Origin of the sequence: Mycobacterium attenuatum (genome assembly GCF_900566085.1) — a bacterium.
Lineage (GTDB): Bacteria > Actinomycetota > Actinomycetes > Mycobacteriales > Mycobacteriaceae > Mycobacterium > Mycobacterium attenuatum.
This window is the reverse complement of record NZ_UPHT01000129.1, coordinates 39,715-54,408: the sequence shown is the minus strand read 5'-3', so window position 1 is coordinate 54,408 and position 14,694 is coordinate 39,715. Positions and strand designations below refer to the sequence as shown.

13 protein-coding genes and 1 pseudogene are annotated in these 14,694 nt (G+C 64.5%); 9 read left to right on the top strand and 5 right to left on the bottom strand.

Features of this window, described 5'->3' with window-relative positions:
* The 4 genes and pseudogenes from EET13_RS20800 to EET13_RS20785 all read right to left on the bottom strand — a co-directional run.
* A pseudogene (locus EET13_RS20800) lies at positions 1–263 on the bottom strand (hypothetical protein); the annotation flags it as partial.
* Between the two features lie 170 nt (positions 264–433).
* Complete coding sequence (locus tag EET13_RS20795) at positions 434–976, bottom strand: DUF1003 domain-containing protein (protein WP_122444045.1); 543 nt, start codon at positions 974–976, stop codon at positions 434–436.
* A complete protein-coding gene (locus EET13_RS20790) occupies positions 973–2,280 on the bottom strand; it encodes a magnesium transporter MgtE N-terminal domain-containing protein (protein ID WP_122444044.1) in 1,308 nt (435 codons plus the stop codon). The genes EET13_RS20795 and EET13_RS20790 overlap by 4 nt, the downstream gene beginning before the upstream one ends.
* A 53-nt stretch (positions 2,281–2,333) precedes the next feature.
* Positions 2,334–3,017 (bottom strand): DUF4190 domain-containing protein, encoded by a 684-nt coding sequence (locus EET13_RS20785; RefSeq protein WP_122444043.1) that lies wholly within the window; start codon positions 3,015–3,017, stop codon positions 2,334–2,336.
* A 190-nt stretch (positions 3,018–3,207) separates the two neighbouring features.
* Here EET13_RS20785 and EET13_RS20780 point away from each other — a divergent pair, with 190 nt between their 5' ends.
* From EET13_RS20780 to EET13_RS20760, 5 genes are read left to right on the top strand one after another with little or no spacing between them, the layout of a single operon-like run.
* A complete protein-coding gene (locus EET13_RS20780) occupies positions 3,208–3,735 on the top strand; it encodes a general stress protein (RefSeq protein WP_122444042.1) in 528 nt (175 codons plus the stop codon).
* Between the two features lie 5 nt (positions 3,736–3,740).
* Positions 3,741–5,150 (top strand): extracellular solute-binding protein, encoded by a 1,410-nt coding sequence (locus EET13_RS20775; protein ID WP_122444041.1) that lies wholly within the window; start codon positions 3,741–3,743, stop codon positions 5,148–5,150.
* A complete protein-coding gene (locus EET13_RS20770) occupies positions 5,147–6,055 on the top strand; it encodes a carbohydrate ABC transporter permease (protein WP_122444040.1) in 909 nt (302 codons plus the stop codon). The genes EET13_RS20775 and EET13_RS20770 overlap by 4 nt, the downstream gene beginning before the upstream one ends.
* 4 nt (positions 6,056–6,059) lie before the next feature.
* Complete coding sequence (locus EET13_RS20765; protein WP_122444052.1) at positions 6,060–6,884, top strand: carbohydrate ABC transporter permease; 825 nt, start codon at positions 6,060–6,062, stop codon at positions 6,882–6,884.
* 4 nt (positions 6,885–6,888) lie between these two features.
* Positions 6,889–8,061 (top strand): ABC transporter ATP-binding protein, encoded by a 1,173-nt coding sequence (locus EET13_RS20760; RefSeq protein ID WP_122444039.1) that lies wholly within the window; start codon positions 6,889–6,891, stop codon positions 8,059–8,061.
* Positions 8,062–8,193: 132 nt separating this feature from the next.
* Here the strand turns inward: EET13_RS20760 and corA are convergent, their stop codons facing one another.
* On the bottom strand, positions 8,194–9,294 hold the full coding sequence (gene corA / locus EET13_RS20755) for a magnesium/cobalt transporter CorA (protein WP_122444038.1): 1,101 nt from the start codon (positions 9,292–9,294) through the stop codon (positions 8,194–8,196).
* A 205-nt stretch (positions 9,295–9,499) separates the two neighbouring features.
* On the opposite strand from corA, the gene EET13_RS20750 reads away from it, so the two are divergent.
* The 4 genes from EET13_RS20750 to EET13_RS20735 all read left to right on the top strand — a co-directional run bounded on the left by EET13_RS20750 (position 9,500) and on the right by EET13_RS20735 (position 14,301).
* Entirely contained in the window at positions 9,500–10,489 is a 990-nt protein-coding gene (locus EET13_RS20750; RefSeq protein ID WP_122444037.1) for a malate dehydrogenase, read from the top strand.
* 184 nt (positions 10,490–10,673) lie between these two features.
* On the top strand, positions 10,674–11,855 hold the full coding sequence (locus tag EET13_RS20745) for an NAD(P)-dependent malic enzyme (RefSeq protein WP_122444036.1): 1,182 nt from the start codon (positions 10,674–10,676) through the stop codon (positions 11,853–11,855).
* Entirely contained in the window at positions 11,852–12,703 is an 852-nt protein-coding gene (locus EET13_RS20740) for a glycine betaine ABC transporter substrate-binding protein (protein ID WP_122444035.1), read from the top strand. Before EET13_RS20745 ends, EET13_RS20740 begins: the two co-directional genes overlap by 4 nt.
* 896 nt (positions 12,704–13,599) lie before the next feature.
* A complete protein-coding gene (locus EET13_RS20735; protein ID WP_211189108.1) occupies positions 13,600–14,301 on the top strand; it encodes a hypothetical protein in 702 nt (233 codons plus the stop codon).
* Positions 14,302–14,694 lie beyond the last annotated feature (393 nt).

Here is a 14,694-nt window from a genome sequence, read left to right as displayed (position 1 = left end):
CGTGATCGCCGTGCCGCGGCGACGTGGAAGCCGGTCGGTGGCCGCGGCACGGCGATCACGGTGGGGCCGGACAGGTCGACGAGGGGGGACGGGGCGACGGCGGCCATCGGCGTGATGGCGGTGCGCGCCGACGGCGTCCTTCCGTGGGATGTGGGTGCCGCGCCGCTGACCGCTCCGGCGAACACCAGGGGGGTGATCATGGCTAGGCCGAATGCCGGTGACTTGGTCAGGCGCAGCGCCCGCTGGCGTACCGAATCCCACAAGCGGATGGCGCCTTCAGTAACGGCCGGGTGAGCACCCCAGCGGCCCCCTATGCGCACCTCGACCGTCCTCAATTATGCGAGCCGTCGAATAACTATGCTTCTTAGCTTCGTGAACTAGATCACCATACATAACTCTTGTGACGGGAGTGGCGCAATGGCGGAGTTGGTTCTCACAGCGATTTCCTTGCCCGGCGCTCCGTCCCGTCAGTTGCCCGGGCCGGATCGGTGTCCGCTCCGGGCAACTGTAGATCGGCCATCAGGGTACGCAAGCTTTCCAGTTCGTGCCGCAGGTAGTCTCGCGTCGGGACCTCGCCGATGGCCAACCGAAGGGCAGCCAGCTCGCGCGCAAGGTATTCGGTGTCGGCCTTGGTCTGTGCGGCGCGCCGCCGGTCCTCTTCCAAGGCAACACGGTCTCGGTTTTCCTGGCGATTCTGGGCCAGCAGAATCAGCGGCGCCGCATAGGCCGCCTGGGTGGAAAAGGCCAGATTGAGCAGGATGAACGGGTAGGGATCCCAGCGCCAGTGGGCGGCGAAGAGGTTCACCGCGATCCAGGTCAGCACCATAAGGGTTTGCAGCAGCAGGTAGCGGCCGGTGCCGAAGAATCTGGCGATGCGTTCAGTGATCTGCCCGACGGTCTCGGGATCGAGCCGAGGCGCGAACCTGCGCGAGGTCCGGGGGGTGTACAGCCGCCGCGGCGCTGGGGGCTTGCTCACGGGGTTCCTCCAAATTTGGCGGGTCGGCCGGCGGGATCGAGTTGCTGGACGTCCACGCGCCAGTCATGGGGCAGTAGATGATCGAGCAGGTCGTCGACAGTCACCGCGCCCAATAGATGGCTCTGATCATCGACCACCGGGCCGCACACCAGGTTGTAGGCGGCGAAATAACGCGTTACCGCGGCCAGCGCCGTATCCGGCGTCAGGGTCAGCAGATCGGTGTCGACGATCCCGCCCACCAGCTCGGCCGGCGGCTCGCGAAGTAGTCGCTGCAGTTGCACGCAACCCAGATAGTGGCCGGTCGGGGTGGCCGTCGGCGGACGTGCCACGAAGACCATGGACGACAGCGCCGGCGTCAGGTCGGGATCGCGGACGCGGGCCAGCGCTTCGGCTACCGAGGTGTCGGGAGTGAGAACCACCGGGTTGGAGGTCATTAGCCCGCCGGCGGTATCGGGAGAGTGCGTCAGCAGCCGTCGCACCGAGTTGGAGTCGTCGGGATCCATTCGGGTCAGCAATGTCTCGGCGTCGGTCGGATTCAGCACCCCCAGCAGGTCGGCGGCGTCGTCGGGTTCCATCTCCTCGAGCACATCGGCAGCGCGGTCGGTGCCCAGTTGGGACAGCACGTCGGCCTGATCGGATTCGGGCAGCTCCTGCAGAATGTCAGCCAGCCGTTCGTTGTCCAGCGCCCGGAACACCTCGTAGCGGCGTTTGGATGGGAGCCCGCGGATGGCGTCGGCGACGTCGACCGGGCGCCGTCCTTCGAACTGGTCCAGCAGTTGCGCCACGGCCTGACCCGGCATGGCCAACGCCGACGGGGTCAGTCCGCGCACGTATTGCCAGTCCACGATGTGTACCGGTCCGCGCCGTCCCAGCCGTCGGTGGCTGCGGACGGCCACTCTGGTCACCATCCAGTCGCGGGTTCGGGTTTGCTCGATGCCCAGGTCGGTCACCACCACGTCGGCGTTGGCGAGTTCCGGCAGCGCGGGATCACTGACCTTGACCGGTGTGTCGAGTACCTGGCCGATCGCCAGGACCTCGCCCGGCCGCTGCTCGAAGTGGCGCAAGGACACGTTGCCGCTGGACAGCGTCACCGCATCCGGCTCGATGGCGGCGACTCGCAGAATCGGGATGAAGATGCTGCGGCGGGTGGCCAAATCGACCACCAGTCCCAGTACACGTGGTTGCTGGCGGATAATGCTGATGCTGATCACGACGTCGCGGACCCGGCCGAAGGATTCGCCGAGCGGGCCCAGCACCATCATTCGTGACAGCCGTGCCACATACACCCTGTTGACCGTGCCCATGACTGAGAGCGTAGGCAGCCCGATCGCGGTAGCTAACGGGTGCTTTCCAATCCTTAATGCGAGGGCAGGCTGAAGATAACGACGATCAGATAGACCAGCAGCGTCGCAATGGCGATGACGATGCCGGCAACCGCCAGCCCGTAGCCGTCTTCCCGGGTCTGCTTGATCTGGTTGAGCGCAATCGTTCCCACCACGATCGACACGATCGAGCCAATGCAGCAGAACACGCCCACAAACGACGACACCAGCGAGACGATCGCCATGGTGTTGGTGCCCGGCATCGCTGGGCCCAACGCGGAGTACGGGGAGTACGAGCCACCCATGTAGTCCGCCGGCGGGTACGAAGGCGGGTAATTGCCGCCCGGGTAGGAGGGCGGTGGGTACCCCGGTGGGGATCCGCCGTACGGCGATGCCACCGGTGCGGGGTATGAGCCGGGGTGGCCTGCCGGCGGCGCTGGGTACGGCGAATATCCCGGCGGCGCATAGCTTTCCGGCGGAATCGGTCCCGCATATCCCGGATAGTCCGGATATCCCGCACCCGACGGATACGCCGCCGGAGAACCGAACGGCGGGTACGCGGGCGGGTATGCGGCGGGCGGCGCCGATGTTTCGGGGGCTGCCCACGGCGCACCGGAAATAGGAGAACCGGGCCGCTCCGAGCCCTGCTCAGCGGCAGCGGGAGGTGACGCCGTGCCGTCGTGGGCACCGTCGTCGGAAGAGCCGCCGGAAGCTGTCATGGTGACCAACCTAGTCGACCGGGCGGAATCGACGCCCGCCTGCGATCACCCCGGGAGGCGAGTGACACCGCGTGCGAGCAGACCGGTTCGCGCTCGTCCCGATAATGCGCGGACGTCCCGAAGGTGAAACGATGACGAGGGCACGCAGGGCAACCGGAGGGCGCAGGAGTTCAGAGGAGAATGAGAAGCGATGACTAGCCCATTCCAGCCGGGACAGGTTCCCGGTGCTACACCGCCTACGGGGGCTGCCGGTCGACGCGCGGTGCCCGGATTGCCCACCCCGCCCAAAGGCTGGCCGGTCGGGTCCTACCCGACATACGCCGAGGCGCAGCGCGCCGTCGATTACTTGTCGGAGCAGGAATTTCCGGTTCAGCAGGTGACCATCGTCGGGGTCGACCTCATGCAGGTGGAACGGGTGACGGGCAGGCTGACCTGGCCAAAAGTGCTCGGTGGCGGCGTGCTCAGCGGCGCTTGGCTGGGCTTGTTCATCGGTTTGGTGCTCGGCTTCTTCAGTCCCAACCCGTGGGCCGCGCTGGTCACCGGTTTGGTTGCCGGGGTTTTCTTCGGGTTGATCACATCCGCGGTGCCTTACGCGATGGCTCGCGGCACGCGGGATTTCAGCTCCACCATGCAATTGGTGGCGGGCCGCTACGACGTTCTGTGCGATCCCCAAAACGCCGAGAAGGCACGCGATCTGCTGGCGCGTTTGGCCATCTGACACCGGTGCCGAAGGCGAACGTGTGGCGGCGGCTGTCCGCGGCCGCGGTGGGGGCGCTGACGGTCGCGTCGGCGGTCTCGGCCTGCACGTCGCGCAGCCACGGATTGGTTCTCAGCTTCTACACCCCGGCTACCGACGGGGCAACGTTCACCGCCGTCGCGCAACGCTGCACCCAGCAAGCCGGGGGCCGATACGTCATCGAGCACGTGAGCCTGCCTCGCTCACCCGACCAGCAGCGGCTGCAATTGGCCCGGCGGCTCACCGGAAATGACCACACCCTGGACGTGATGGCGATGGACGTCGTCTGGACAGCCGAGTTCGCCGAAGCCGGATGGACGCTGCCGTTGTCGGCGGACCCCGCCGGACTGACCGAGTTCGACGCCACGTCCGACACGCTGCCGGGTCCGGTCAGAACCGCGATGTGGAAGCACCGGCTCTACGCCGCACCCGTCACGACCAATACCCAATTACTCTGGTATCGGCCGGATTTGGTCCCGCAACCGCCGGCGGACTGGAATGGCATGCTGGCGGCGGCGGCCGGCTTGCGTGCCGCTGGTCAACCGAGCTGGATCGCGGCGCAGGCCAATCAGGGCGAAGGTCTGGTGGTGTGGTTCAACACCGTGCTGGCCAGTGTCGGTGGTCAGGTGCTCGACGAGGACGGCAAACGGGTCACCCTGACCGACACCCCCGCTCATCGGGCCGCCACCGTCGCCGCGCTGCGGATCCTGCAATCGGTGGCCACCGCACCTGGAGCCGACCCGTCGATCAGCCGCGCGGAGGAGGGAACGGCTCGCCTGGCGTTCGAACAGGGCAAGGCCGCCTTGGAGGTCAACTGGCCATACGTGTTCGCCTCAATGGTGGAGAACGCCGTCAAGGGTGGGGTGCCTTTTCTGGCGCTCAACCGCCTTCCCGAGCTCGCCGGAACCGTCAACAGCGTCGGCGCCTTCGTGCCCAGCGACGAACAGTTCCGCATCGCCTATCAGGCCAGCACAAAGGTGCTCGGCTTCGCCCCCTATCCCGGGGTCGTGCCGGGCCGACCGGCCAAGGTGACCATCGGTGGGCTGAATCTGGCCGTGGCCAGCACGACCCGCCATAAAGCCGAAGCGTTCGAAGTGGTCCGATGCCTGCGCAACCTGGCGAACCAGAAATACATCTCAATCCAGGGCGGCCTGCCCGCGGTGCGGGCCTCGCTGTATTCAGACCCCCAGTTCCAGGCGAAGTATCCGATGTACGAGATCATCCGGCAGCAGCTCACCGACGCCGCCGTGCGTCCCGCGACGCCGGCCTACCAGGCGGTGTCGCTGCGGTTGGCGGCCGCACTGAGTCCGGTCACCGAGATCGATCCGGAACGCACCGCCGATGAGATCACCGCGCAGGTGCAGAAGGCCATCGACGGCAAGGGCCTGCTGCCATGACGGCAAGATCGGCGCGCTCGGAGAACCGCCGAGCCGAGCAGCGACTGGCGTTCACCTTGGTGGCCCCGGCGGCGCTGTTAATGCTGGCGGTGACCGGCTACCCGATCGGTTATGCGGTGTGGCTCAGCCTGCAGCGCAACAACCTGGCTGCTCCCAACGACACCGCGTTCATCGGATTGGACAACTACCGAACCATTCTGACCGACCGGTATTGGTGGACGGCGCTGGCGGTGACGCTGGCGATCACGGTGGTATCGGTGACGTTGGAGTTCGTGTTGGGCCTGGCGCTGGCGCTGGTGATGCACCGCACCATGATCGGCCGCGGGCTGGTGCGCACCGCGGTGCTGATCCCCTACGGCATCGTCACGGTGGTCGCGTCGTACAGCTGGTACTACGCCTGGACGCCGGGCGCCGGATACCTGGCCAACCTGCTGCCGCAGGGTAGTGCGCCGCTGACCCACCAGGTGTCCTCCCTGGGCGTGGTCGTGGTCGCCGAGGTGTGGAAGACGACACCGTTCATGTCGCTGCTGTTGCTGGCGGGGCTGGCGCTGGTGCCCGAGGACCTGTTGCGGGCCGCGCAGATTGACGGGGCCGGCGCTTGGCGCCGGCTGACGAAGGTCACCCTGCCGATCATCAAGCCGGCGGTTGTCGTGGCACTGCTGTTTCGGACTCTCGATGCTTTTCGCATCTTCGACAACATCTATGTGCTGACCGGTGGTGAGAACGATACCGAGTCGGTGTCAATCCTGGGCTACGACAACCTGTTCAAGGGGTTCAACGTTGGTATCGGCTCGGCGATCAGCGTGTTGATCTTCTGTTGCGTGGGCATCATCGCGCTTGTTTTCATCAAGCTGCTCGGCGCTGCAGCTCCAGGGACTCCAGGGAGTGATGTCGATGGCCGCTGAGTCGTTGAGCGCCCGTCGCACCGTGGCCTGGGTAGTCATTGACGTGTTGGTCGGGGCGTACGCGGTGCTTCCGGTGCTGTGGATTTTCAGCTTGTCGCTCAAACCAACGTCAAGTGTCAAGGACGGCAAGCTAATTCCGGCGTCGGTGACCCTAGACAATTATCGCGGCGTATTCCGGGGCGAGTTCTTCAGCTCGGCGCTGATCAACTCCATCGGAATCGGGGTGACCACCACCGTGATTGCGGTGCTGCTCGGTGCGATGGCTGCCTATGCCGTGGCCCGGCTGGAGTTTCCAGGCAAGCGGGCGCTGATCGGCGCGACGCTGCTGATCACCATGTTCCCGGCAATCTCGTTAGTGACACCGCTGTTCAATATCGAACGCGCTGTCGGACTGTTCGACACCTGGCCGGGGCTGATCCTGCCGTACATCACTTTCGCTCTGCCACTTGCCATCTACACGCTGTCGGCCTTCTTCCGGGAGGTCCCGTGGGAGCTGGAGAAAGCGGCCAAGATGGACGGTGCGACGCCGGGGCAGGCCTTCCGCAAGGTGATCGCGCCGCTGGCGGCTCCGGGGCTGGTGACGGCCGCGATCCTGGTGTTCATTTTCGCCTGGAACGACCTGTTGCTCGCGCTGTCGCTGACCGCTACCAAGGCGGCGATCACCGCGCCGGTGGCAATTGCGAACTTCACCGGCAGTTCCCAATTCGAGGAGCCGACAGGTTCGATTGCGGCCGGCGCTATGGTGATCACGGTTCCGATCATCGTCTTCGTTCTCGTCTTCCAACGACGGATTGTCGCCGGCTTGACTTCCGGGGCTGTGAAGGGATAGCGCAATGGCCGAGATTGTGCTCGAGCACGTCAGCAAGAGTTATCCCCACGGCGCAATGGCGGTCGACGACCTGAGCCTCACTATCGCCGACGGCGAATTTCTGATTCTTGTCGGGCCGTCCGGGTGCGGCAAGACCACCACACTGAACATGATTGCCGGACTTGAGGATATCTCCTCGGGAGAACTGCGCATCGATGGTCAACGGGTCAATGAGAAGGCGCCCAAAGACCGCGATATCGCCATGGTGTTCCAGTCGTATGCGCTCTATCCGCATATGACCGTGCGGCAGAATATCGCGTTCCCGTTGACCCTGGCAAAGATGAAAAAGGCCGACATCGCGCAGAAGGTTTCCGAGACGGCCAAAATCCTTGACCTGACCGAGCTTCTGGATCGCAAGCCGTCGCAGTTGTCGGGCGGGCAGCGCCAGCGGGTCGCGATGGGCCGGGCGATTGTGCGTCATCCCAAGGCATTCCTGATGGACGAGCCGCTGTCGAACCTGGACGCCAAACTGCGGGTCCAAATGCGGGGCGAGATCGCCCGGCTGCAGAAGAGGCTGGGCACCACCACCGTCTACGTCACACATGACCAGACCGAAGCCATGACGCTCGGTGATCGGGTGGTGGTGATGCACGGCGGCGTGGCGCAGCAGATCGGCACGCCGACTGAGCTTTACGAGCACCCGGCCAATGTGTTTGTGGCAGGCTTCATTGGCTCACCGACAATGAATTTCTTTCCCGCGACTCTGACGTCGACGGGCCTGACCTTGCCCTTCGGTGAGGTGGCATTGGCGCCGGAGGTGCAAGAGCTGATCGCCACGCACCCCGAACCCGAGCACGTCATCGCCGGCGTGCGGCCCGAGCACATTCAGGACGCGGCACTCATCGATGCCTATCAACGCATCAAGGCACTGACTTTTCAGGTCAGCGTCGACCTGGTCGAAGCGTTGGGCGCCGACAAGTACGTCTACTTCACCACCTCGGCCCCGGCGGTGCAGTCGGCGCAGTTGGATGAGCTGGAGGCTCAGGGCGAAGTACGCGAAAACCAGTTCGCGGCAAGGGTTTCCGCGGAATCCAAGGCGGTAATCGGACAGTCGATCGAGTTGGCTTTCGACACCAGCAAGCTGGTCGTCTTCGATGCCGGCTCCGGGGTCAACGTGACTATTCCCGTTGCTCGGTGATTTTCGGCGGAGCTGTCTGCGGTTGGCGTCGAGTGTGCGTCTGTGGCGTCCAACGTGTATCCAGGGCGGCGGAATCGCGAGAATGCCCGCCGTTGGCTCACGCTCGGCGCCGTCGGCTCACGCTCGGCGCCGTCAGAGCCACTTGCGGTTGCGGAAACTGAGGTAAAGGAACAGGCAGACGAGGACCATGCTGCTGATCACCGCCGGGTAACCCCACCTGGAGTCCAGCTCGGGCATGAAGTGGAAGTTCATACCGTAGATGCCCGCAATCATGGTCGGCACCGCGATGATGCCCGCCCAGGCCGAGATCTTGCGCATGTCCATGTTCTGTTGCATGCCGACCCGGGCCAGCGCGGCCTGTATCAGGGAGTTGAGCATGTCGTCGTAACTGGCGATCTGCTCGGCGGCTTCGGTTTGGTGATCGGCGACGTCGCGCAGGTAGCGCCGGACCTCTTTGGAGATCAGGTCCTTGTTCTCGGTCTGCATCCGCTGGAACGCAGCCGAAAGCGGATTGACGCAGCGGCGCAGCTCGAGCACCTCGCGCTTGAGCAGGTAGATCGGTTCGACGTCCAGCTTGCTGCCGGGTGCGAAGGCTACTTCCTCAATGTTGTCGATGTCGGTTTCGATCAGCGACGTGACTGCCAGGTAATGGTCGACGACGTAGTCGGCGATGGCGTGCATCACCGCATACGGTCCCAGCCGCAGGTGTTGGGGATCGGCGTCCATCCGCTTGCGCACATCCGACAGTCCGCCGTGTTCCCCATGCCGGACCGTGATGACGAAGTCATCGCCGACGAAGATCATGATCTCGCCGGTTTCGACGATCTCGCGGGCGAGCACCACCGAGTCGTGTGGTACGTAGTTGACGGTCTTCAGCACGAGGACCAGCGTCTCGTCGTAGCGCTCCAGTTTGGGCCGCTGGTGGGCGTGCACGGCGTCCTCGACGGCCAGCGGGTGCAGCCCGAAAACGTCTGCGACGTCTTGCATCTGGTGATGGTTGGGCTCGTGCAGCCCGATCCACACGAACGCCTGTTCGCCTTCGAGTTCCCGCTCGCGCACCTCGCGGACGGCATCGGTGTAGGCGTATTTGCCTGGCATCCGCCGGCCGTCGACGTACACGCCGCAGTCCACCAGCGCCTGCGTTGGGGAACTGGGCGTGGGATGGACGTGCTGCGGCCGCGATCGCGCGACCGTCCGCAGCGATTCGGGCAGCGCGTCAAATCCTTGAAACATCCTCAGCCTCCGATCGCAGCGCAGGTCTGACCGGGCGGTGGTCCATGCTACGCCGTTTAACCACGTCAACGCGGCAGGAGCGGTGCCGGCGCGGGTCCATAGATTGCGGACAGGGCCGGTGCGCTAGTTTCGACCCGATACCCGAACCTCCGCAAGCCTGTGAACCTCTGTTACGCAGACATCTCCCAACAAGGAGCGAACCGACGTGAGCGCAAGTCCCCTCAAGGTCGCCGTCACCGGTGCTGCCGGCCAGATCGGCTACAGCCTGTTGTTCCGCCTGGCCAGCGGCTCGCTGCTGGGTCCCGACCGCCCGATCGAGTTGCGGCTGCTGGAGATCGAGCCGGCGCTCAAGGCGCTCGAGGGTGTGGTGATGGAACTCGACGACTGCGCGTTTCCGCTGCTGGCCGGCGTCGAAATCGGCGCAGCCGCCACCAAGATCTTCGACGGCGTGAACCTGGCCCTGCTCGTCGGCGCCCGCCCGCGCACCAAGGGTATGGAGCGCGGTGACCTACTCGAGGCCAACGGCGCAATTTTCACCGCTCAGGGCAAGGCGCTTAACGAGGTTGCCGCCGCGGACGTCCGCGTCGGCGTGACCGGCAACCCGGCCAACACCAACGCGCTGATCGCGATGAGCAATGCCCCCGACATTCCGCGCGAGCGCTTTACCGCGCTGACCCGTCTAGACCACAACCGGGCGATCTCGCAGCTGGCCAAGAAGACCGGCGTGAAGGTCACCGACATCAAGAAGATGACGATCTGGGGCAACCACTCGGCCACCCAGTATCCCGACGTCTTCCACGCTGAGATCAGCGGCAAGAACGCGGCCGAGGTGGTGGGCGATCAGTCCTGGATCGAGAACGACTTCATTCCGACCGTCGCCAAACGCGGCGCAGCTGTCATCGAAGCGCGCGGTGCCTCCTCGGCCGCCTCGGCCGCCTCGGCGACGATCGATGCCGCCCGAGACTGGCTACTGGGCACGCCCGCGGACGACTGGGTATCGATGGCGGTCCTCTCCGACGGTTCCTACGGTGTCCCGGAGGGGTTGATCTCGTCGTTCCCGGTGACCACCAAGGACGGTAATTGGACGATCGTTCAGGGCTTGGAGATCGACGAGTTCTCCCGCGGCCGCATCGATAAGTCGACGGCTGAGCTGGCCGACGAACGCACCGCGGTCACCGAACTGAAGCTGATCTGAGCGAATTTCCGGCCAGCCGTCCGGTCCTGGTTGTGGCCGGCGGTGCCGGTGTTCCTGCTCCGTCGGTCCGCCGAAAATCGGCGCGGCCCGGGTCGTGCTCGGGTCGTGCTGACACCCGCCCAACTGCCTGTCCAACCGCACGGCCCAGGAACAGCGGCCGGGCCGGGCACAGTACCCTGATGCGGTGCCAAGAATCGTGCCGCCACCGATCGTGATCGGAAATGAGGAGATTTTCGAGGCGCACGCAGCGGGGAAGCTCTCGGTCGCGCTGAAGGCGCCGCTGGACACCCAGCGTGCTCTGTCGATCGCCTATACCCCCGGCGTGGCCCAGGTCAGCCGGGCGATCGCCGCCGATCAGACCTTGGCTGCGCGCTACACCTGGGCGAACCGGCTGGTGGCTGTCGTCAGCGATGGCAGCGCGGTCCTCGGACTCGGCGACATCGGACCCGCGGCCTCGCTGCCGGTGATGGAGGGCAAGTGCGCCCTATTCCAGGCGTATGGCGGGCTGAACGCGATCCCGATCGTGCTGGACACCAAAGATCCCGACGAGATCGTCGAAACCCTGGTGCGGATGCGGCCGACGTTCGGCGCCGTCAACCTCGAGGACATCTCCGCACCACGCTGTTTCGAGATCGAGCGACGGCTCGTCGAGGCGCTTGACTGCCCGGTGATGCATGACGACCAGCACGGCACCGCGATCGTCGTGCTGGCCGCGCTGATGGGTGCCACCAAGTTGCTCGGCCGCGACATGTCCTCGCTGCGGGTGGCGGTGTCGGGCGCGGGGGCCGCGGGTGTCGCGTGCACGAACCTTCTTCTGGCCATGGGTGTTTTGGACATCACGGTGCTCGACTCGCGCGGGATCCTGCACACCGGGCGCGACGACATGAACAGCGTCAAGGTCGAGATGGCGCAACACACCAATCCCGACGGTCGCACCGGCGGCCTGGTAGAGGCGCTCGACGGCGCCGACGTTTTCCTCGGGGTGTCGGCCGGCGTGGTCCCTGAAGAATTGATCGCCACCATGGCGCCCGACGGGATTGTCTTCGCGCTGTCCAACCCGGACCCGGAAATCCATCCCGAGGTTGCGGCCAAGTACGCGGCGGTGGTGGCCACCGGCCGCAGCGACTTTCCCAACCAGATCAACAATGTGCTCGCGTTCCCCGGGATATTCCGCGGCGCGCTGGACGCAGGCGCGCGCCAAATCACCGAGAAGATGATGGTGGCCGCAGCCGAGGCGATCTACTCGGTCGTCAGCGACGACCTGGCCCTCGACCGGATCGTTCCGAGCCCGCTGGACTTGCGCGTCGGGGACGCGGTGGCCAAGGCGGTGGCTCTCGCGGTAGAGCCCTCAGATACCGCGGTGTGAGGATCGGCAGGCTGGCCCCGCTGCTGCTCGCGGCCGTGTTCGCGGTGGCCGGCTGCGTCGGCGGCGCCGGCAATCGCTCGGCGGAATTGGTGGTCGGATCCCGGCCTGACGCCGAATCGACGCTGCTGGCCGACATCTATGTGGCCGCGTTGCGGTCGTATGGTTTTGCCGCGCGGGGCGACACCGCCGCTGACCCGATGACGAACCTGGATTCCGGGGTCTTCGTCGTCGTGCCGGCATACACCGGTCAGGTGTTGCAGAGCTTGCAGCCCGGCGCGTCGGCCCTTTCCGACAAGCCCGTCTACCAAGCGATGATCGCCGCGCTACCCGAGGGCCTGGCCGCCGGCGACTATGCCACCGCCGCCGAAGACAAGCCCGCGCTGGTGGTGACGCCGGCAACTTCGACGGCCTGGGGCGGTAACGAGCTGGACCTGTTGCCGCGTCACTGTGACGGGTTGGTCGTCGGGATGCTCGCCGGTGCTCACCCGCCGGCTGCGGTGGGATCGTGCCGGCTGCCCACGCCGCGTGAATTCGCTGACTACCCAATGATGTTGGCCGCGTTACGTGCCGGGCAGCTGACTGCGGGATGGACAACCACCGCCAATCCCGCGAACCCCGCCGATCTCGTGGTGCTGAACGACGGTAAGGACGCGCTGATTCAGGCCGAGAATGTGGTGCCGCTGTATCGCCGCAACGCTCTGACTGATCGGCAACGGCTGGCCCTCAACGAGGTCGCCGGCGTGCTGGACACCGCCGCCCTGATAGAGATGCGTCGCCAGGTGGCCGGCGGAGCCGACCCGCAGGCGGTGGCTGCCGCGTGGCTGGGCGAGCATCCGCTGGGCCGTTGAGATTTTGCGGTTTTCGGCCTTTCAGGAGAGGTGTCCGACAGGCGAACGCGACGAGCCAACGCGTCCGCTTGAATTGGGTCGCCGTCGGGCGTTGATTCGCACGCTGAACGGCTGAACCGTCCTTTCGTGGTTGGCGTGCGGGTGCGTGGTGGCCGCGGCCGCCCGCTTCCGGCATGTCTAGCCCATGGCTGTCGATCAGAACTGCGAAGGTCTGCGTGAGCCTGTTCGAGCATCCATTAGCAGTACAACCATGACCAGGTACACCGAAGCGCTGCTGGAACTTGACGTATGGGTGGACACGCACGAACACGCCCATCACACGTAGCGCTACACGAGCCGTCTGGTGCCGCCGGGAGCATCCGGCCGGGCAGTGGAGGCTAGGAGCACAGCGCTGCTGTGTGAAACCGCAACGGCACCAACCTCACCGTGCAGACACCCGAGTTCGTCATCGACGTCTACCGCCACTGTGGCGGATCGGGAAGAGAATTGCGCATCCATCCGAAGCGACCGCTAGGCTTGTCGATCCGGCTGGCGCGCTAGCCGCCGGGCACTGCTCGCTCTTGCGCAGCTGCGCACTGGCCAATTCGTCACGGCGCCCTGAATCGCGAAAACGTGTCAAGGGCTAACAGCTGGTTCAAATCAGGGGACAGCCCTATCCGCTAATCGGGGGACAGATCTCACCCGACAATCAGGGGACAGATATTTTACGCTGTGAACTTTAGATTTAGCGCAAGTCGCCTGAGACGCGGGAGATCTACAGCATGACTTAAAGCAGATGTTGGCGTGTAGCTAGCTAGCTTGCTGGTAATGATGCTGGCAACGTCAAGATGAGTTCAATCGCGCTTCCGTATTCCTTTCCAAGACCGTCACCAGAACGAATTCATTTCTGTTCAATGATGAAAGGTTTCACCATGCGTATGAATATGCCGTCCAATGATCCGACATCGCAAGGCCGCATGATGTCGGGGAAACGCGATTCAATTCTACCGGCGCGACGCCCCAGGCAGCGCCGGCGCCAGCGCGCCGCCGGTGTAGCGCTCGGAGCAATTGCACTTACCAGCGGATTGGGCGCTGCCGTGAACGCCATCAGTCCCCCTGGCGGCACCGCTGCCATCGCTAACGGCGCTGACATCAATGTCGGCAGACTCGCAATTACCCTGGCCGCTCATGACGGGTTTAAGCTCAATCCCTGCGCAAATGAACCCGCCGCTGGCGGGAACATCGATAACTCGACCAACGGAACGAATCAAGGCGATACCACCGACCCGAACAACATTGGTGCTCAAGGCGAAAGCACCGGCCCCGCTGGCGGCACCAACGAATTCACGAACAACAACAACAACGATAATTACAACAATAACGACAATAATTACAACTACGACAACAATAACAATAACAATAACAATAACGAAAGGATTGAACAACTAGAAGCGCTTCTCCATTTGAGGCAAGCTCAACTAACCGAAGCCCTCGCTCGTCAACAGGAACACGATGAAATGTTGCGAGCAGGAACAGACCCCGCTCTGCTTCACGACGACGAGTGGTCTCAAGGCGATTCGAGCGAAGGCGACTTGAGCGAAGACGATTCGGATGGCTGAGGCGTTTCGGGGCAACCGGCCCTGCCTAGGCTCGATCTTTCGCATCTGACGTGCTGTCTTGATCGGGTTCGGATTGGCCTTGTCGGGGAGATTCAACTCGGTGAACGCGGTTAGATGTTTTTGGGCCGCGATAATGCCTTCTTCGCAGATGCCCTGATCGTGGTAAACGAAGTGCTCACCGGCAACGGATCCTGTTGCCGTTCAGAGCTTTTCGCCGAAGCAGTGGAACCTGGGAATGCGCGCGAGAAGGCCAGGCCCTACCGTTGCCAAACCAAGGGAAATCGGGCGATTCAGCCGCACCCGCACGACCGGATGGGCCTACCGTCAAGACCACCTGGCCGAAAAGACCGCACTTAGACTTAGGCGAGGCCCGGCTGCATTAATCCAATCACC